At 57.9% G+C, this 17,416-nt stretch carries 19 protein-coding genes; 7 read left to right on the top strand and 12 right to left on the bottom strand.

The annotated features are described in order from the left end of the window. Nucleotides 1-100: 100 nt before the first annotated feature. The 9 genes from ABLN94_RS22125 to ABLN94_RS22085 form a co-directional block, all read right to left on the bottom strand. Nucleotides 101-2,554 (bottom strand): GcvT family protein, encoded by a 2,454-nt coding sequence (locus ABLN94_RS22125; protein ID WP_352996507.1) that lies wholly within the window; start codon nucleotides 2,552-2,554, stop codon nucleotides 101-103. Nucleotides 2,555-2,643: 89 nt separating this feature from the next. After that, nucleotides 2,644-3,612 (bottom strand): GlxA family transcriptional regulator, encoded by a 969-nt coding sequence (locus ABLN94_RS22120; protein WP_170494842.1) that lies wholly within the window; start codon nucleotides 3,610-3,612, stop codon nucleotides 2,644-2,646. A 9-nt stretch (nucleotides 3,613-3,621) separates the two neighbouring features. After that, nucleotides 3,622-4,512 (bottom strand): homocysteine S-methyltransferase family protein, encoded by an 891-nt coding sequence (locus tag ABLN94_RS22115; protein ID WP_352996505.1) that lies wholly within the window; start codon nucleotides 4,510-4,512, stop codon nucleotides 3,622-3,624. A 12-nt stretch (nucleotides 4,513-4,524) separates the two neighbouring features. After that, entirely contained in the window at nucleotides 4,525-5,559 is a 1,035-nt protein-coding gene (locus ABLN94_RS22110) for an alcohol dehydrogenase catalytic domain-containing protein (RefSeq protein WP_352996537.1), read from the bottom strand. A 36-nt stretch (nucleotides 5,560-5,595) separates the two neighbouring features. Then, on the bottom strand, nucleotides 5,596-6,066 hold the full coding sequence (locus ABLN94_RS22105; RefSeq protein WP_352996503.1) for a cupin domain-containing protein: 471 nt from the start codon (nucleotides 6,064-6,066) through the stop codon (nucleotides 5,596-5,598). 17 nt (nucleotides 6,067-6,083) lie between these two features. Continuing rightward, entirely contained in the window at nucleotides 6,084-8,531 is a 2,448-nt protein-coding gene (locus ABLN94_RS22100) for a GcvT family protein (protein ID WP_352996501.1), read from the bottom strand. A gap of 15 nt (nucleotides 8,532-8,546) precedes the next feature. Continuing rightward, on the bottom strand, nucleotides 8,547-8,927 hold the full coding sequence (locus ABLN94_RS22095) for a GFA family protein (RefSeq protein WP_352996500.1): 381 nt from the start codon (nucleotides 8,925-8,927) through the stop codon (nucleotides 8,547-8,549). A gap of 4 nt (nucleotides 8,928-8,931) precedes the next feature. Further along, the gene (locus ABLN94_RS22090; protein ID WP_352996498.1) at nucleotides 8,932-9,555 is read right to left on the bottom strand and encodes a LysE family translocator; all 624 of its coding nucleotides are present in this window, start codon (nucleotides 9,553-9,555) and stop codon (nucleotides 8,932-8,934) included. Next, complete coding sequence (locus tag ABLN94_RS22085) at nucleotides 9,555-10,124, bottom strand: helix-turn-helix domain-containing protein (protein ID WP_352996496.1); 570 nt, start codon at nucleotides 10,122-10,124, stop codon at nucleotides 9,555-9,557. Before ABLN94_RS22085 ends, ABLN94_RS22090 begins: the two co-directional genes overlap by 1 nt. 116 nt (nucleotides 10,125-10,240) lie before the next feature. On the opposite strand from ABLN94_RS22085, the gene ABLN94_RS22080 reads away from it, so the two are divergent. Both ABLN94_RS22080 and ABLN94_RS22075 read left to right on the top strand, forming a co-directional pair. Then, entirely contained in the window at nucleotides 10,241-10,519 is a 279-nt protein-coding gene (locus ABLN94_RS22080) for a DUF1294 domain-containing protein (RefSeq protein ID WP_352996494.1), read from the top strand. Nucleotides 10,520-10,635: 116 nt separating this feature from the next. Beyond that, nucleotides 10,636-11,025 carry an SHOCT domain-containing protein gene (locus tag ABLN94_RS22075; RefSeq protein WP_170494866.1) on the top strand — a complete coding sequence of 130 codons (390 nt, stop codon included), beginning with the start codon at nucleotides 10,636-10,638 and terminating at the stop codon, nucleotides 11,023-11,025. Between the two features lie 53 nt (nucleotides 11,026-11,078). Here ABLN94_RS22075 and ABLN94_RS22070 read toward each other — a convergent pair whose 3' ends face one another. Together ABLN94_RS22070 and ABLN94_RS22065 are read right to left on the bottom strand one after the other, a co-directional pair. Next, on the bottom strand, nucleotides 11,079-11,531 hold the full coding sequence (locus tag ABLN94_RS22070) for a GAF domain-containing protein (protein ID WP_352996492.1): 453 nt from the start codon (nucleotides 11,529-11,531) through the stop codon (nucleotides 11,079-11,081). 54 nt (nucleotides 11,532-11,585) lie between these two features. Beyond that, nucleotides 11,586-12,758 carry a thiolase family protein gene (locus tag ABLN94_RS22065; protein ID WP_352996490.1) on the bottom strand — a complete coding sequence of 391 codons (1,173 nt, stop codon included), beginning with the start codon at nucleotides 12,756-12,758 and terminating at the stop codon, nucleotides 11,586-11,588. A gap of 101 nt (nucleotides 12,759-12,859) precedes the next feature. Here ABLN94_RS22065 and ABLN94_RS22060 point away from each other — a divergent pair, with 101 nt between their 5' ends. The 3 genes from ABLN94_RS22060 to ABLN94_RS22050 all read left to right on the top strand — a co-directional run bounded on the left by ABLN94_RS22060 (nucleotide 12,860) and on the right by ABLN94_RS22050 (nucleotide 15,459). Then, a complete protein-coding gene (locus tag ABLN94_RS22060; RefSeq protein ID WP_352996488.1) occupies nucleotides 12,860-13,198 on the top strand; it encodes an STAS domain-containing protein in 339 nt (112 codons plus the stop codon). 32 nt (nucleotides 13,199-13,230) lie between these two features. Further along, on the top strand, nucleotides 13,231-13,692 hold the full coding sequence (locus ABLN94_RS22055; RefSeq protein WP_352996486.1) for an ATP-binding protein: 462 nt from the start codon (nucleotides 13,231-13,233) through the stop codon (nucleotides 13,690-13,692). Nucleotides 13,693-13,881: 189 nt separating this feature from the next. Then, nucleotides 13,882-15,459, top strand: coding sequence for a gamma-glutamyltransferase family protein (locus ABLN94_RS22050; protein ID WP_352996484.1), 1,578 nt, complete (start codon nucleotides 13,882-13,884; stop codon nucleotides 15,457-15,459). A 24-nt stretch (nucleotides 15,460-15,483) separates the two neighbouring features. On the opposite strand, the gene hspQ is transcribed toward ABLN94_RS22050, so the two are convergent. Continuing rightward, complete coding sequence (hspQ, locus tag ABLN94_RS22045; RefSeq protein ID WP_170494884.1) at nucleotides 15,484-15,810, bottom strand: heat shock protein HspQ; 327 nt, start codon at nucleotides 15,808-15,810, stop codon at nucleotides 15,484-15,486. Between the two features lie 80 nt (nucleotides 15,811-15,890). Here hspQ and ABLN94_RS22040 point away from each other — a divergent pair, with 80 nt between their 5' ends. Continuing rightward, nucleotides 15,891-16,772: an AEC family transporter gene (locus tag ABLN94_RS22040; RefSeq protein WP_352996482.1), complete on the top strand. Its 882-nt coding sequence runs from the start codon at nucleotides 15,891-15,893 to the stop codon at nucleotides 16,770-16,772. A 61-nt stretch (nucleotides 16,773-16,833) separates the two neighbouring features. Next, nucleotides 16,834-17,415, top strand: a complete 582-nt coding sequence (locus ABLN94_RS22035; RefSeq protein ID WP_170494891.1) for a transglycosylase SLT domain-containing protein — start codon at nucleotides 16,834-16,836, stop codon at nucleotides 17,413-17,415. Nucleotide 17,416 lies beyond the last annotated feature (1 nt).

Here is a 17,416-nt window from a genome sequence, read left to right as displayed (position 1 = left end):
CTAGGCGAACAGGAGGTCCTTTATTCATCTGGCGTCAAATACTTCGCGGGAGTCGTCCGGAATGGACGGCGGGGGCAGAGCCCCCTGCCTTTGATCCGGGTCAGACTTTAACCCGCTCGGATTTCGGATCGTACATCGGCTTCAGCGAGGCTTCTGCTTTGACCTTCACGCCGCAGACGTCGATCTCGTAGGTCGAGGCCAACACGTCAGCTGCCTTCTCGCCTTCACTTGGCACATAACCCAGACCGATGGCACCACCCAGCGTATGGCCATAGTTGCCCGAGGTCAGATAGCCCACATATTCGCCATCGCGGATAATCGGCTCGTTGTGGAACAGCAGCGGCTCGGCATCGGTCAGTTTGAATTGCACCAATCGGCTTTTGGGACCGCTTTCCTTACGCGCAATCACTGCCTCACGTCCGATGAAGTCGCAGCCCTTGTCGACCTTTACGGCAAAGCCGAGGCCCGCATCGACCACGTGATCTTCACAGGTGATATCATGACCGAAGTGGCGGAAGCCTTTTTCAATCCGGGCACTGTCCATCATGTGCATGCCACACAGCTTCAGACCCATGTCCTGACCGGCTTCGTGCAGGGTTTCAAAGACATGACCGGCCATGTCGGACGAAACATAAACCTCCCACCCAAGCTCACCCACATAGGTCACGCGGTGCACACGGGCGAGGCCCATGCCGATCTCGACCTCCTGCGCGGTGCCGAAGGGGTTAACGTCATTCGAGAAATCAGCAGGTGAGACCTTTTCCAGCAGCGCCCGCGAGTTTGGCCCCATAACCGCCAGAACGCCCTCGCCCGCGGTCACATCGGTAATGACGACGTTGAAGTTACCCGCATGGCGCATCATCCAGGTCTGATCGGCCAGACGTGTAGCCGCAGGGGTGACGACCAGATAGGCCGTCTCGGTCAGGCGGGTGACAGTCACGTCGGCCTCGATCCCACCAGCGCGGTTCAGGAACTGTGTATAGACAATCTTGCCATTGGGCGCCGAGTAATCACCGCCGCCGATATAGTTCATGAACTTCTCGGCATCCGGCCCTTCGACGCGGATTTTCCCGAACGAGGACATGTCGTACATGCCAACATTTTCGCGTACGGCGCGGTGCTCAACCGCCGAGTTCTCGAACCAATTCTGACGCTTCCAGCTGTATTGGTACTCGCGCTCCTGCCCCTCATTGGCGAACCAGTTGGCGCGTTCCCAACCGGCCAATTCGCCCATCACAGCACCCTGTTCCAGCAGGTGGTGGTGGAACGGTGTCCGACGCACACCGCGCGCGGTGGCCTTCTGGCGATAAGGAAAGTGGTCGGCATAGAGCAGGCCTAAAGTTTCCTTGGAGCGCTCGAACAGGTACTGCTTGTTGCCCTGGAACGGCTGCATCCGGCTGATGTCCACGTCACCCAGATCGAAGGGCTTCTCGCCGCTGTCCATCCACTCGGCCAGCGCCATGCCCGCACCGCCAGCAGATTGGATGCCGATCGAGTTGAAGCCCGCCGCGACCCAGACATTGTCCATCTCGGGCGCAAGGCCCAGATGGTAAGCATCGTCCGGCGTAAAGGATTCGGGGCCGTTAAAGAAGGTATGGATACCGGCCTCGGCCAGCAACGGCACCCGCTCGACCGCTTTTTCGAGGATCGGTTCGAAATGGTCGAAATCTTCCTGCAACTGGTCGAACTCGAAGGATTCAGGGATTCCATCCATCGCCCAGGGTTTCGATTCCGGTTCAAACGCGCCCAGCAGGATTTTACCCGCGTCTTCCTTGTAATAGGCGTATTCATCCGGAACCCGCAGAACCGGCAATTGGGTCATGCCCTCGATATTCTCGGTGACGATGTAGAAGTGCTCGCAAGCGTGCAGAGGTACGTTGACGCCCGCCATGCGACCAACTTCGTGGCCCCACATACCGGCGCAGTTCACCACCATGTCGCATTCGATATGGCCCGAGGCACTGCCGTCGTCGGCAACCCAGTCCACACCGGTGACTTTGCGGCCCTGCTTGACGATATCGGTAACCTTTACCCGTTCCTTGACGATGCCGCCGCGCTGACGCGCACCCTTGGCCAGCGCAAGGGCAATGTTCGCCGGATCGCCCTGCCCGTCCAGCGGCAGGTAAACGGCGCCTTTGACGCCTTCGAGATTGATATGCGGGTACAGCTCTTGCACGCGCTCGTTCGAGATCTCTTCGACTTCAACGCCGAACGCACGCGCCATGGCAGCCTGACGATAGATCTCTTCCTTGCGCTCTTCGGTCAGAGCAACGGTGATCGAGCCGCAGCGCTTGAACCCGGTGGCCACACCGGTTTCTTCCTCGAGCGAGCCGTAAAGCTCCTGACTGTATTTCGCCAGCTTGGTCATGTTCTTGGTGGCGCGCAACTGCGCGATCAGGCCCGCTGCGTGCCATGTAGTTCCACTGGTCAGCTGTTTGCGCTCCAGCAGCACAACGTCGTTCCAGCCCTTCTTGGTCAAATGATAGGCAACCGAGCATCCGATGACGCCACCGCCGATGATAACCACTCGGGCCTTGCTGGGAAGATCAACCATCCTGAAATCTCCGCTATGTCAGGTTTGCGCCAATTTGCCACGAAAGATCGACAGTAAATGCACCAAAACCGTCACAGTATCGGTGATTTTCACCGATGTGACGCCGCCCGCTTTTCACGCCGCACGACAAAGGGCGTGACGCCGAAGAAGCTTTTGTAAACCGAGGAAAATCCGTTCGGAAACCCGCAGGCGAGACCGATTTCCCGGACGCTCATAGTGGTGTTGAGCAGCAGGTTATTAGCCTTGGCGAGCCGCATTTCGCGATAGAATCCGTTCGGCGTTGTACCAAAGAAGGTTTTGAACTTCCGCTCCAGCGACCGGTTCGACATGTGCAGCGATTCGACGATCTGGTTGATCGGCAACGGGTCTTCGATATTGGCCTGCATCAACTTGATGCACTGGTCCAACTTGGCATCCCCGGTTGAGGTCAGCTTCGCCCCGGAAAACGGTTGCATCGAGGAGAAATCGCGGATGTTTTCGTGCAGCATGATATCCGCCACGGTCATTTTGGCCGGGCCGGAGATATGGCGGCCGATCACTGCAAGCGCCACATCCGTTGTCGCCTCCATTCCGGCGCATGTGACCACTGCGCCCTGTTCGGTGGCGATGGAGAGTTTGGCCTCGAACCGCGCGCCGCGTTCGCGAAGGAACGAAGCGTTTTCCCAATGGGTTGCCATGTCGTCAGTGCCGTGTTCGTCAATATAGCGGCTGGCGGCTTCCGCCAGCAGAAACACCTTGGCTCCTCGGAAGGTATAGTCCGAAACCACACGCCCCAGCGACAAGTTGGGATGGTCCGGATCGGAATTGCCTATCACAAAAAGATAGTCCGCCTTGGGCTGCGTCGGGACAGGTTCGGTCTGAACCACCGCCTCGCTGCTGCTGGCGATCGGCCCACCTTTCAGCGAGCGATAGGTGTAGGTGAACGGAGGGTTCGGACACACCCGGTTGGCCAGCCGCAGCACTTCGACCAATGAGGCCAGTTCCAACAACACATAACCGGGGGCTACGAGAATATCGAAATGTTGCTGCACTAAGGGCTTGTCAGAAGGTTTCGGCATCCCTGACCCTCAAACTATCCGGTGACCGGCGGCCCGCAAGCGGTTGGCCAGTGCTTCGATGTGATCCGGGCCGACCTCGCAGCAGCCCCCCACAATAGTCGCCCCTTGCGTCACCCAATCCATAGCATGATCGGCATAAGCATCCGGCCCCAGATCCTGCCGCTGTTCCAGAGCATCGACGGTGGGCGCATCTTCAAGGAACTTTTGCGAGATTCCGACGAACCCGTTGGCATAGGCGCCGAACGGGCGACCCAGTTTTGCGATACTCTCCAACGCCGCTGGAATAGCTTCGGGGCGAGAACAGTTGATCAACACCGCCTCTGGCTCGAAACGGTCCACTACCGGCGCTATTTCTGAAAGGGCCTCGCCTGAACGCAAACGCGTGCCATCATCATCCATCACAGTCAACGCAAGCCAAACGGGCTTGCCAGCTTGCGCTGTTCCTTGCAGGGCACCTTCAGCCTCTTGCACGGACGACACAGTTTCGATCAGGAACAGATCAACGCGATCCGCCATCAAGCGAACGAGTTCAGCAAATTTGACGGTCGCCTCGCTCACATCCGGTTTCAGGTCCGGTCGGTAGGACGCCAGAAGCGGGCCAAGTGCACCTGCTATGCGCCCACCGGACGCGCACGCACGCTCAGCCTGCGACAACGCCGTGTCGACCAGATCGGGAAGCTGCTTTTGCAGGCCCACGCGCTCCAGCCGAGAGCGGTGGACGGCATAAGTGTTGGTGGTGGCAACTGTCGCCCCTCGGCGGAAATATTCAGCATGAACATCTCCGACCAGTTCCGGATAATCGATCATCACCCGCGTCGACCAAAGCGGCGTCGCCCTGTCGCCGCTGCGCTTAACCAGTTCCTGCCCGATTGAACCATCCAGAAGAGTGATATCCGCCATTTTTCAGCCTTTTCAGGGAATCAGAACAAGTTTGCCCGGAAACGCCTTGGATTGAAAATCCGCCTGCGCCGCTGCGATGTCCTTTAGCGCGTAAGTCTTTGAGATCAAGGGCCTGATCCGCCCCACATTGATCATCTCGACCAGCCGCCCGAATACCGCAAATGCCTGATGGGTGCAGCCGTGGATGGTGATGTCGCGCAGGTAGATATCGCGCAGATCGGTCTGCACGAGCGGTCCGGCGATAGCTCCTGAAACCGCATATTGCCCGCCCGGCTTCAGGGCCAGGATCAGGCCGGGCCACGCCGTGCCACCTACAACATCGACCACGACATCGAACATGTCCGCAGGCAAAGCCGCATCGCGGTCGAACGTGTCAACTGCGCCCTGGCTTTTGACCGCCTCGGCCTTGGCCGGGCTGGTCACGCCCCAAACCGTCGCCCCTCGCAGCGCTGCAAGTTGCACGGCGGCCAGACCGACGCCGCCTGATGCACCCGTAATCAGCACCTTTTGCCCCGAAGTCACACTTGCGCGGGTCAGCAGGTTCTCGGCGGTCCCAAACGCGCAGGGGATAGCGGCGATTTCGACATCCGACAGGGGTGAGGCGGTCACGTCATACAAATCCGCAGCCTCGACCAGACAATATTGCGCAAAGGCGCCATCAATTTCTGATCCCAACGCGATGAAGCCTGTCGGATGGCCCGGACGTGGACGCGGCAGGTTGATCGGGCAAGTTACTCGCTGACCCGGCTTGAACCCGGCTCCGGAGCCAACGGCTTCGACGACGCCACACAGATCGCCACCCTGGATACGTGGGAATTGCAGCGCACCGCCCCAACCTCCGGCCTCGACGTCCTGATCCACGGCATCAGTCGCCCCGGTCACATCTGAAGAATACCAGCCGACCCGCGTGTTGATATCAGTGTTGTTAACCCCTGCGGCCAGCACCCGGACCACTACCTGCCCCGGCCCCGGTGCAGGCACCGGAATATCGTCGCGCCACTCCAGCGCCTCTGGCCCACCGTGATGCGTCAGGTAAACGCCAGACATGGTTTTGGGGAGTGTCGTCACGTGCGGCCTCTATGTCTAATCGTCCGGATGCGGCGGAACCGGGCCCATCGGGATAATGTCGTACCGGGCGTGCAACTCAGCCATTTTTGCCTCATCGGCGAAATCCGCTTCGGTCATTGTCGCAAGCTCTGCAAGGAAGCCGTCAAACCCCGCAGGCTGAAAGATCATCAGCATCCGCGCAGGGATCGCCCCCGCAACGCGGCTTGCATGCGGAACGCCCGGCGGCACATGGATGGTGGTGCCTGCCGTACAGCGATGCCAGTCACCATCGACGTAGAAATCCACCTCGCCTTCCAAAAAATAGAAGGTTTCAGCATGGTTGTCATGGCGATGAAGGCCAAGCGCGAAGCTGGCTTTCAGATTATCTTCCATGAGCGTGTAAGCGCCATCTGTGTCCTGACCGGATACCTTGACAAAGGTATGGTCATTTTCCCAGTCATAGTTGGGGCCCTCACCGGGCCCCAATTTTGAATATCGCTTGCTCATGGCCCCTCCGTCGGGTGTTACGCGCGCAGCCGCTCGTTCTGAGGATCCCAGAGCGGCTGATCCTCTTGTACCACGGCACGGTGTTTCTGGCCGTAGATTTCCACCTCAAGCTCGGTGCCTGGGTTGGCAAGCTCGGCTTTGATCATGCCCAGCGCGATGGATTTGCCCACGCGATAGCCCCAGGCGCCCGAGGTGGTCTCACCCACGATCTGATCGCCTTGCCAGATGCAGGACATATATGGCGCGTCGCAATCGCCCGCATCCACGGTCAGCGTGACAAAGGATTTCTTCACACCCTGCTGCTTTTCGTTCTGGATCGCGGCCTTGCCGGGGAAGTTCTGCGGTTTGTCCAACTTTACGAACCGTTCCAGCCCGCCTTCCAGCAGCGAGTAGTCGGTGCTCAGATCACCCTTCCACGCACGGTAGCCTTTTTCGATGCGCAGAGAGTTCAGGGCATACATCCCAAACGGTTTGGCCCCGGCGTCGATGATCGCCTCATAGATCGCGGGCATGTCCTCGTTCAGCGCGTGGACCTCCCAGCCCAATTCACCGGCAAAGGAGACGCGGATCAGGAAGGCGTCCTGGCCAGCCACCTTGGCATGCTGATGGGTCAGCCACCCAGAGGACAGGTCCGCATCGGACAAGCCAGACAGAAGCGTGCGCGAATTCGGTCCAGTGACAATCAGCGTGTCGCGTGTCGTGGTTACATCTTCGACCGAGACGCTGGCGGGCATGGCGTTCATCAGAAGGTCACGATCATGCCATTGCGCCGTGGCGGCGGTGATCAGAACGAACTCATCCTCGCCCAGTCGAATGCAAGACATTTCGGTCAGGATACGGCCCCGGTCATCGGCAATGTAGATCAGGTTGATCCGACCGACCTTTGGCAAACCACCGGATGCGAGACCGCGCAACGCCTCAGCGGCGCCCTCTCCATTGACTTTGAAGCGCGAGAAGCCTGGCAGATCCAGCACTCCACAGTCGTCCCGCACGGCCTCGCATTCCTCTTTGATCCGCTGCTCCCATGGGCCCGAACGACCCCAAGTGTGGGTTGCGTCAAGCGATGTGTCATCGCCCGGCTTGGCGAACCAGTTGGCACGTTCCCAGCCGTTATAGACACCCATGACACCACCCAGTTCCTTCACCTTGGCGTGGTTCGGTGACAGTTTCTTGTCCCGCGCGGCAGGCCATTCGTGGTGGGGGAAGTGCATGGCGTATTCATTGCCATAGACTTCCATACCCTTCTGGTTGCAGTAATCCTGATCGGTGTAATCGGTGTAACGGCGCGGATCGACGGCCCACATATCCCATTCGGTGTGACCATCGACGATCCATTCGGCCAGCACCTTGCCTGCACCACCGCCCTGCGCGATGCCGAAGGTAAAGCTGTGCGCCTCAAACGCGTTTTTGACACCCGGCATCGGACCGATCAGCGGCAGACCATCCGGCGCATAGGGGATCGGGCCGTTGATCACCCGGCCGACGCCCGAGGTTGCCATCAGCGGAACCCGCTCCATCGCGTCGGTGACGATGTCCTCGATGCGGTCCAGATCGTCGTTCCACAGTTGGAACGAGAAGTCCTCGGGCATCGGATCATCTTCGGTCATCCAGTGGCCCTTACAGTTGGGCTCGTACGGGCCGAGGTTGAAGCCATTCTTCTCCTGCCGCAGGTAGTACGAGATATCCACGTCGCGCAGCAGCGGCAGCTTGCCGCCATGTTCTTTCGACCAAGCCTCGATCTCGGGCACTTCGTCCGTCAGCAGGTATTGGTGGCTCATGACCATGGCTGGCACAGTGCGGCCGCCATAAGGTTTGAACATTTCACCGACGCGCTGCGCATAGTACCCGGCAGCGTTCACCACATAATCACATGCAATGTCGCCCTTGTCCGTATGCACTGTCCAGGTGCCGTCGTCGTGCTGGGTCACGCCGGTCGCCGGGCAGAATCGGATAATTTTCTGCCCCAGATCACGCGCACCCTTGGCCAACGCCTGCGTCAGCTGGGCCGGATCGATATCGCCGTCGGTCGGGTCGTAGAGAACGCCCTCAAGGTCGTGGGTTTCGAGGAATGGATAGTGCTCTTTGGCCTGCTCTGGCGTCCACATCTCCATAGGAATGCCCTGATAGTGGCCCATGGACATGGCGTGCTCGAATTCCTGCATCCGTTTCTTGCTGTGTGCCAGACGGATCGAGCCCGAGACGTGGTAGTTCATCGGGTAATCCACCTCTTCGGCCAGGCGCGAATACAGCTCGGTCGAATAGCGCTGCATGTTCATGATCGCCCATGAATTCGAGAAGGTCGGAACATTGCCCGCCGCGTGCCAGGTTGACCCGGCGGTCAGCTCGTTCTTTTCCAGCAGAACGCAGTCGGTCCAACCCTTCTTGGCCAGATGGTACAGCGAGGAGGTCCCCACCACACCGCCACCGATAACTACCACGCGGGCTTTTGTCGGAAATTCACTCATTGGTCTTGATCCCTATTACTGTGCCCTTTGGGGCAGGTCGTCTGTGATGTCGTAGTAGTCGCCCTTGTCAGCCACAAAGATGTGGCGGGCGAGTTTCAGTCCGGTGGGCACGCTCAACGCGCCCATGGAGATCGAAATCGTGTCCTCTTCGTTATGCTGCCAGAAGAGGAACGAGCCGCAGGCGCTGCAGAAACCGCGCCGCGCTATGTCCGACGCACGGAACCAGCGCAGCGTATCGCTGGCTGTAAAACTCAGATTGTCCTGATGCGTCGATGTCGACGCCCAGACATGACCCGATTGCTTGCGACACTGGCCGCAATGGCAGGCCGAAGGCGGCGAGAGCTCTCCATCAATCGCGAAGGCGACCGCGCCACAAAGGCAGGAACCGGTGTGCATTTGATTACCCCCTTGCTGTGGGCGTGGAGCTGACCCCCAGCAACACGCCATAGATGATGAAACAGGCCGCCATCACGCGGCGAACCCAGGTGTTGAATACCGCCCCCAACGCCGCCTTACCCATCAGCGAGCCCAGCAGTGTGAACCCGGTATAGCTGAGCGTGGTGATGACCAGAGCGGTGGGCATGATCACCGCCATTTGCTGCCAGATCGGGACGTCAGGCTGGACGAATTGCGAAAAGGCAGCGAGGTATCCCGCCACGCTTTTGGGATTGATCGTCGCGACTGCCAGCGCGTGCAGATAGACATGCTTCGCGGGCCGTTCGGATACAGGTGCGGGATTCGCGGCATTCATCCAGCCACGGACACCCAGCCAGATCAGGAACCCGGCACCGATGAGTTTCGCGATGAAAAACCCGGTCGGGGACGCCGCTATCAGGGCGGTGATGCCTAGGGCCGACAGGATCAGAAACGCGCTGGCCTGTGTCAGGATCGCCAATACGCCCAACATTGCCTTGGGAAACGGCAGACTCATCCCGTTCGAGATACAGTTGACCGCATTCGGCCCCGGCGTGGTGACGAACACCACCCAGAACAGTGCAAATATGGTCCACGCCTCAAAGCTCATCAGTACACCGGCGGGGCGATGACCCAGATGGCCACTGCAGGCTCATCATAGGGATTGGCCCATTGATAGGGTTCGTGCTTGATGCGGAAACTGTCGCCCGGCCCGACCGTGAACTGCCGTGACCCGATTGTCAGGTCCAGCCGGCCCGAGATCATATATCCGACCTCTTGCGTCGGTCGGTTGGCTGGTTTTTGCATATTGGACTGGGGTTCAAAGGTGGAATGCACCATCTCGAAATCGTCGGTCAGGTCGGGTGAAAGAAGCTCTTCGATCAGCCCTTCCTCACCGGACCCCATCGGACGGCGCGTCCCGGCGCGCACGACATAACCCTGCTCGTTCATAGGCACCGAAGAATGTGCAAACAGCATCGACATCGGCACACCCAGGCATTCGGCAATCTGACGCAGGTCCGAGATCGATGGGTCGGACATATCGCGCTCGACCTGACTGAGCCAGCCGACCGACCGGTTCAGCCGTTCGGCAATCTCGATCAGAGTCAGCCCGCGCGCTTTGCGAAGAGCGCGGATATCCGCACCGAGTGTCGCGCTGTGGGGGGCTTGAGTGTTCACGAGTCGCTCCGAATCTAATGAAATTTTCCTCTCCTTTTTCACGATGACGCAGATTCGTGAAATTTCCAAGCATTATTTCATTTGTAGCGGAGCGCCTCTCAGATTAGGAATGAGGTATGTGGATTGCGGTACTGTATCTTTGGACCATCAACGCCCTGACTTTACTTGCTTTTGGCTGGGATAAGTTGCGCGCACGACGTCGGAAGAGGCGTTTTCCGGAACAAAAATTACTTTGGCTGGCCATGCTTGGCGGTAGCCCGGGCGCGGTGCTTGGGCGTTGGATTTTCCGGCATAAGACACGCAAGCGTCGGTTTTCCGTTTGGCTGTTCGGTATATTCGGGGCTCAGGCATGCGTGATTTACATGATAGTGGGTGAACCCTTTTCGACCCTATAATGACCCCATTTTATTCATCCGAAACAATACACTAACCAACTCGCTTTCCGTCTGATACAATCGCGCGATCTCTGAACTCAGGGATTTCTTTTAGATATGCAAAAGGTTGGACAAAAATGGAAAATGGGATCGGTTTCTTCGACATAGTCTGGTCAATCTTCTGGCTGTTCCTAATGGTCGCCTGGTTTTGGGTGATGATTTCAGTTGTCGCTGATGTCTTTCGGTCAAAGGACCTGAGCGGCGGCGGCAAGGCGCTGTGGATCGCTTTTGTGATCTTGATCCCATGGCTCGGCGTGCTGTGCTATCTCATCATTCGCGGGGATAAAATGCACCAGCACAGCGTCGAGACCATGAACCAGATTGAAGAGGCTCAGAAGGATTATATCCGATCGGTCGCGAGTGTGTCAGCCGCTGATGAACTAGAACGGCTAGCGGCACTTAAGGATAAAGGGCACCTGACGGATGAGGAATTTGCCGCTCAGAAAGCCAAAGTGCTCGGGGCCTGAATGGTTTCCGTATTGATTCCAAAAAAGTCAGCCGGGATACGTCCCGGCTGATTTCATTTCGTGAAGACGTCAGCCAGAATTGCACCGATAGATGACGCGTCTTTGTCAGTGAAAGCATCCGGCTGATCGCTGTCTAAATCAAACACGGCGATCACTTCGCCCGACACATCCCGCACCGGCAGCACCAGCTCTGATCGCGTGGAAGACGCGCAGGCGATGTGACCGGGAAAGGCATCCACGTCCGGGACCAGTTGCACCTCTCCGGTGCGTGCCGCAGCTCCGCAGACGCCGCGATTGAAGGGGATAACCAGACAGCCGTGCCCACCCTGATAGGGGCCGATTTTCAAAACGCCCGGTTTTGTCACGCGGTAAAACCCCGTCCAGTCGAACCGATCGTCGGCATGATGCACCTCGCAGGCGATGGTCGCCATTAAGGCGACCTGATCCGTTTCGCCCTCGGTCAGGGCTGCGATGGTTTTGGCGAGCGTATCGTAGTCTACTGTCATGGTCGTGCACTTTGGTGGAGGTTGTCTCCGGAGTATTCAGAAAAAGGTGAAGCGTCAAACGCGTTCGATGGCGATGGCTGTTCCTTCTCCACCACCAATGCAGATGGCCGCAATGCCGCGTTTCAGGTTCCGCTTTTCAAGTGCGTTGAGCAACGTGACCATGATCCGCGCGCCCGAAGCGCCGATGGGGTGACCCAAGGCGCAAGCGCCGCCATTCACGTTCACCACATCGCGTGACAATCCCATCTCATGCATAAAGGCCATGGGGACGACAGCGAAGGCCTCGTTTACCTCCCATAGGTCGACGTCATCTTTAGACCAGCCAATGTTGGAAAGCAGCTTTTGTGCCGCCGGAACCGGTGCCGTGGTAAACAGGCCCGGCGCTTGGGCATGGCTGGCATGGCCGACGATCCGGGCGCGCACGGCCAGGCCCTGCGCCTCGGCCGCCTCTTCGGACGCGAGAACCAATGCAGCAGCACCATCAGAGATGGACGAGGAATTGGCCGCTGTCACCGTACCATCCTTGCGGAAGGCGGGTTTCAGCGTCGGGATTTTGTCCGGCCGCGCGGATTGTGGCTGTTCATCCTGGGCAAAGGTGACTTCACCCTTGCGGGTGCGGGTTATAACCGGCGTGATCTCACCCTCAAACGCGCCGCTTTCCTGCGCAGACAGGGCGTTGGACAGTGATTGCAGCGCGTATTCGTCCTGTGCCTCGCGGGTGAACTGAAAAGCTTCGGCGCAATCTTCGGCAAAGGTGCCCATCAAGCGGCCTTTGTCATAGGCATCTTCCAGCCCATCCAGAAACATGTGGTCGACCACCTGACCATGCCCGATCCGTGCGCCACCACGCATTTTGGGCAAAAGATACGGGGCATTGGTCATGCTCTCCATTCCACCCGCAATCATCGTGTCGGCATGGCCGAGAGCGATCTGGTCGAAAGCCATCATCGCGGCCTTCATCCCCGATCCGCACATCTTGTTCAGCGTCGTCGCCGGCACCTCTTCACCCAACCCCGCCGCAAACCCGGCCTGCCGCGCCGGGGCTTGGCCCTGACCAGCCGGCAGGACGCAGCCCATCAGAACCTCATCCACGGTTTCTGCTCCAGCCCCCTGCAGCGCGGCGCGAATGGCCGACCCGCCCAGTTCGGTTGCGGCAATGCCGTCGAACATACCCTGAAATCCCCCCATGGGCGTCCGGGCCGCCCCCGCGATAACAACCTGTTTCATCGCGATACTCCTCCTCTTTTCCTTTCGATGGATACCGAATGGTAAGAATTGCCGTCTAGCGTATTTCTACCAGTGAATTTCAGATTAAAGGACCGTCGCGCATGGCCCTGACCAGCATTACGACCGACGCAACCCAGATCATCAAGGTACATTCCGACCGAATTGATGCCGCCATGGCCATTCAATTCAAGGAAGACATGCGCAGCGAGGCCGAAGGCGGCACCGCACGGGTGGTGCTGGACTTGACCGGCGTAGAATTCATCGACTCGAGCGGGCTGGGTGCCATCGTCGCCTCGATGAAGCAGCTTGGCAACGACCGCAGGCTGGATTTGGCCGGTTTGCATCCCTTTGTCGAAAAGGTGTTCCGTCTGACCCGTATGGACACGGTGTTCAAACTGTATCCGACTCTGGATGATGCCCTCGCAGCAACTGCAGATTGACCCTTCTGATCATCTGAATAGGCGCAACGCCCATGAGTAACGGCAAGTGTTTGGATCTGAGCTTCGCAGCTACCGAGTCAGAAGCCAGCTTTGGGATTGCGCAACTTAGCCTGGGGCTGGCAGAGCAAGGGCTTCCGGCACACAAGGCAGCGGATGTAAAAATCGCGCTGGCCGAGGCGATCAACAACGTCGTTGAACACGCCTATGCCGATATCACGTCAGCTCAGGTTCAGGTGCGATGCCGCCTGCATAAAAACTGGCTTGAGATACTGATTTCAGACACGGGCAACCCGCTGCCCGGTTTTCGTGTGCCTGATGGTATTCCGGCAGCACTGGGATCGACCCTTGATGAGTTACCCGAAGGAGGGTTTGGCTGGTTTCTTATCCATGAATTGACCAGCGACATCCACTATGAGCGCGAAAACGGATGCAACAGGCTGTCGCTGCGCTTTGACTTCCCTGACCTGCCTGACGGCAAGAAAACGTCACAATAAGGTCCAGATCGAAACATTGTCGCGCCGCAAACTAAGGGCAATGTGATTCCTGTAGCTCAGATAGCTTCCCTCGGCGCTGCATGTCACAGCCCCCACCCAGTGAACGGCGCCGAGGAACTTCCCATTGATTTGACTGGACAACACCGGGCCGCGCGATACCTTCGGCGCGTTCAAATGGGGAAAAACACCATGCGGGATTTTCATACGCCAGGCCGGTCCGAAGTTCTATCAACAGAAGGAATGTGCGCCACGTCGCACCCATTGGCTGCAAAAGTGGCGGTGGATATTCTTGCGCAAGGCGGCAACGCAATGGACGCAGCCATAGCCGGAGCGGTCCTGCTGGGTATATGCGAACCTCAAATGACAGGGCTGGGCGGTGACTGTTTTGTCTTGTTCAACCGCGCAGGTGAGGACGATATCCGCGCCCTTAACGGATCAGGCCGCGCCCCTGCAGCAGCGGATGCCGAAACGTTGCGGGCACAAGGCCTGACGGCTGTGCCTCTGAACACGGCGGACGCAGTGACCATTCCCGGAGCAGTCGACGCGTTTTGCCATTTGGCGAAAACCGAAGGCAAACTTGGGTTGGACACCATTCTACAGCCTGCCATTCACTATGCCGAAGCTGGTGTGCCAGTTGCCCCAAGAGTTGCGTTTGACTGGGAAACCGGAGCGTCGACCCTCCAAGGCGCGGCGCGGTCGCATTACCTGATAAACGACAGAGCGCCCGAGGTTGGACAAGTGTTTCGGTGTCCGGGTCAGGCAGAGGTGTTGCGCCAAATCGCCCGATACGGACGGGACGCCTTTTATTCTGGCGAAATAGCTGAAGATATGATCTCCGCACTTAGCCAAATGGGCGGTGTCCACATGGCCGAGGACTTTCTGGCCACCAGATGCACAGAAACGCTGCCCATCAGCGGCGAGTACAATGGGCTGGAATTGGTCGAGCATCCACCGAACGGCCAAGGCGCTACCGCCATCTTGCTGTTGAACATCCTCAAGAATTTTGACCTTGCCAAAATGGACCCGTTTGGCGCAGAGCGCCTGCACATCGAGGCCGAGGCCTCCAAACTCGCTTATGACGCCCGCAACCGGTTCATCGCCGATCCGGATCACACCACAAATGCGGATCGATTTCTGGATCAGGATGTGGCCGACAAACTGGCCGCTTTGATCGACCCGAACCGCGCGATGCCTGCAGCAGCTCCGCTGACCGAAGCCGTTCACAAAGATACTGTCTATATCACCGTGGTGGATCGGGACCGCATGGCCGTTTCGCTGATCTACTCGATCTTTCACAGCTTTGGATCCGGGACCGCATCCGAGAAGTATGGCATTCTGCTTCAAAACCGCGGCGCTGGTTTTACACTGCAGGCTGGCCATCCAAATGAACTTGGCGGTGGCAAACGTCCCATGCACACGATCATTCCTGGCGTTCTAAAACAAAACGGCAGCGTGCTGATGCCATTCGGGGTGATGGGAGGCGCATATCAACCCACTGGTCACGCCCGTTTCGTATCAAACCAAATCGACCACGGGCTAGGATTGCAGGCCAGCATCGATGCACCACGCGCCTTTGCCGACAAGGGTGTTTTGAAACTGGAACGCGGATTTTCGCCCACTACAATGCAACAATTGAAGGAACTTGGGCACAATGTTGAAGTCCCGGAAACGCCGTTAGGCGGTGCCCAGGCTATCCGAATCTCTGACGACGGCGTTCTGATCGGCGCAAGCGACCCACGAAAAGATGGCTGCGCACTGGGATATTAAAGACCGAGGCCTTGTTTCGCGCGTTCAGTTCAGATGAAAGTGAAGCGGGTATGCTCCGTTCTCAAACGGACCGAACATATCTGGGATATCGGGGTGCTCAACCGGCTCACCCGATTGGTCCTCGACCAGATTTTGTTCTGAAACATAAGCAACATAGAAGGATTGATCATTCTCAGCCAGCAGGTGATAAAACGGCTGATCCTTAATTGGGCGGCTGTCCTCGGGGATAGCCTGATACCATTCCTCTGTGTTCGAAAATTCGGGGTCCACGTCAAAAATCACCCCTCGAAAGGGATGTTTTTTGTGCCGAACCACTTGGCCCAGGCCGTACTTGGCATGTGTCTTTAGCATTGTTTCAGCCCCCAAAGCATTTACTACCTCTTTCCGGGCCAAAATGCCAATCATTGATCTGTAAATAAGGGAAACAGTCTGTGAACCTCTTGCTGACAGTGTTCGAAATTGTGGCGCCGGTCTTCATTTTGGCGGGGATCGGCTTTGCCTGGGTCAAGCTTGGATTCGAGTACCGGCTAGAGTTCGTAACGCGCCTTGGCGTGACCCTCGCAGTGCCCAGTCTGATCTTTGTGGCCCTGATGCAAACCGAGATTCCGCCCGGAGAGTTGACCCGGTTCACACTGGCGGCAATAGCCGGGCATGTCGGGCTTGCCGTCGTCTTTGAGGTATTTGTGCGCCTGCGGGGCTTGGATCGCAGAACCTACCTATCACCATTGATTTTCGGGAATACGGGCAATCTGGGATTGCCTTTGTGTATCTTTGCTTTTGGCCAGGCCGGTTTGGGTTATGCGGTCATCTTTCTGGCTGTCACTGCGCTTCTGTCTTTCACCTATGGCATCTATCTGGTTGCGGGGAAAGGCGGGTTTGGCAAAGCAGCCCGAGAACCCATGGTCTGGGCTACGCTCTTGGGCGCGCTGTTCCTGTGGCGCGGCTGGCAGACGCCGCTCTTTTTGACCAATACGTTGGAGCTTTTGGGCCAGATGGCCGTGCCGATGATGCTGATCACAGTCGGTGTTGCCATCGCTCGCCTGACAACACAGAAGATCGGCCAAGCCATCTGGTTGTCCCTGATCAAGCTCGTCGTGTGCTTTGTCCTTGGGTGGGGTCTGGCTGTTTTGTTCGGCCTGGATTCTATCGGGTTTGGCGTCATGGTCTTGCAGATGTGTACTCCGGTCGCCGTGACTTCTTACTTGTTGGCAGAACGTTTCAAGGCTGACTCAGACGCGGTGGCAGGAATGGTCATGATCTCAACGATCCTGTCCGTCGGCGCGTTGCCTCTAATTCTAGCTATTGTTCTGTAACGATTGTGATTTCCTAAATGCTCAATCTGCGCTAGAATAAAGAAAAAAAGGCACGAGGCACATGAGCAGAATTCTTATCGTACTCTTCGGGGTGCTGCTTTTGGCATCCTGTGGGGGTGGCTCCAAACAGCCGCCCAGCAAGCTGAATGACGCGTGCAGCATAGCGCGCGAACGGCCCGAATACATGAAGGCCTTCAAAAGCACCGAGCGTAAATGGGGCGTCCCCGTCCACGTCCAGATGGCGACGATCTATCAGGAAAGCCGCTATAAGCATGACGCGCGCACACCGCATCAATATGTTCTGGGTGTGATCCCGATGGGGCGCCAAAGCAGCGCCTATGGCTTCAGTCAGGCGTTGGACGGCACTTGGGAAGAATACCAGAAAGAAACTGGAAAACGCCGCGCCAAGCGGGATCGTATTCGCGATGCGTCAGATTTCATCGGCTGGTACATGAACAAAAGCTACCAGCGGAACGGCATTCATCCCAGCGACACGCGCAACCAGTACCTTGCCTATCACGAAGGACACACCGGGTATGCGCGCGGTAGCCACTACAGTAAGACCTGGTTGTTGAACGTGGCCAACGATGTGGACGCACGTGCCAAGCTGTATCAGGCGCAACTGTCCGGTTGCCGCTACTGAA

Origin of the sequence: Ruegeria sp. SCP11, from assembly GCF_040329455.1 — a bacterium.
GTDB classification, from domain to species: Bacteria; Pseudomonadota; Alphaproteobacteria; order Rhodobacterales; family Rhodobacteraceae; genus Ruegeria; species Ruegeria atlantica_E.
This window is presented reverse-complemented; position numbering and strand designations above follow the sequence as displayed.

Bases quoted from the DNA above. Each gene is read 5' to 3' on its own strand.
- ABLN94_RS22055 (WP_352996486.1), top strand. From the start codon at position 13,231: ATGAGTAACGGCAAGTGTTTGGATCTGAGCTTCGCAGCTACCGAGTCA.
- hspQ (WP_170494884.1), bottom strand. From the start codon at position 15,810: ATGCTAAAGACACATGCCAAGTACGGCCTGGGCCAAGTGGTTCGGCAC.
- ABLN94_RS22065 (WP_352996490.1), bottom strand. From the start codon at position 12,758: ATGAAACAGGTTGTTATCGCGGGGGCGGCCCGGACGCCCATGGGGGGA.
- ABLN94_RS22110 (WP_352996537.1), bottom strand. From the start codon at position 5,559: ATGTCTGGCGTTTACCTGACGCATCACGGTGGGCCAGAGGCGCTGGAG.
- ABLN94_RS22070 (WP_352996492.1), bottom strand. From the start codon at position 11,531: ATGACAGTAGACTACGATACGCTCGCCAAAACCATCGCAGCCCTGACC.
- ABLN94_RS22100 (WP_352996501.1), bottom strand. From the start codon at position 8,531: ATGAGTGAATTTCCGACAAAAGCCCGCGTGGTAGTTATCGGTGGCGGT.
- ABLN94_RS22115 (WP_352996505.1), bottom strand. From the start codon at position 4,512: ATGGCGGATATCACTCTTCTGGATGGTTCAATCGGGCAGGAACTGGTT.
- ABLN94_RS22035 (WP_170494891.1), top strand. From the start codon at position 16,834: ATGAGCAGAATTCTTATCGTACTCTTCGGGGTGCTGCTTTTGGCATCC.
- ABLN94_RS22075 (WP_170494866.1), top strand. From the start codon at position 10,636: ATGGAAAATGGGATCGGTTTCTTCGACATAGTCTGGTCAATCTTCTGG.
- ABLN94_RS22120 (WP_170494842.1), bottom strand. From the start codon at position 3,612: ATGCCGAAACCTTCTGACAAGCCCTTAGTGCAGCAACATTTCGATATT.
- ABLN94_RS22095 (WP_352996500.1), bottom strand. From the start codon at position 8,927: ATGCACACCGGTTCCTGCCTTTGTGGCGCGGTCGCCTTCGCGATTGAT.
- ABLN94_RS22125 (WP_352996507.1), bottom strand. From the start codon at position 2,554: ATGGTTGATCTTCCCAGCAAGGCCCGAGTGGTTATCATCGGCGGTGGC.
- ABLN94_RS22105 (WP_352996503.1), bottom strand. From the start codon at position 6,066: ATGAGCAAGCGATATTCAAAATTGGGGCCCGGTGAGGGCCCCAACTAT.
- ABLN94_RS22050 (WP_352996484.1), top strand. From the start codon at position 13,882: ATGCGGGATTTTCATACGCCAGGCCGGTCCGAAGTTCTATCAACAGAA.
- ABLN94_RS22090 (WP_352996498.1), bottom strand. From the start codon at position 9,555: ATGAGCTTTGAGGCGTGGACCATATTTGCACTGTTCTGGGTGGTGTTC.
- ABLN94_RS22060 (WP_352996488.1), top strand. From the start codon at position 12,860: ATGGCCCTGACCAGCATTACGACCGACGCAACCCAGATCATCAAGGTA.
- ABLN94_RS22080 (WP_352996494.1), top strand. From the start codon at position 10,241: ATGTGGATTGCGGTACTGTATCTTTGGACCATCAACGCCCTGACTTTA.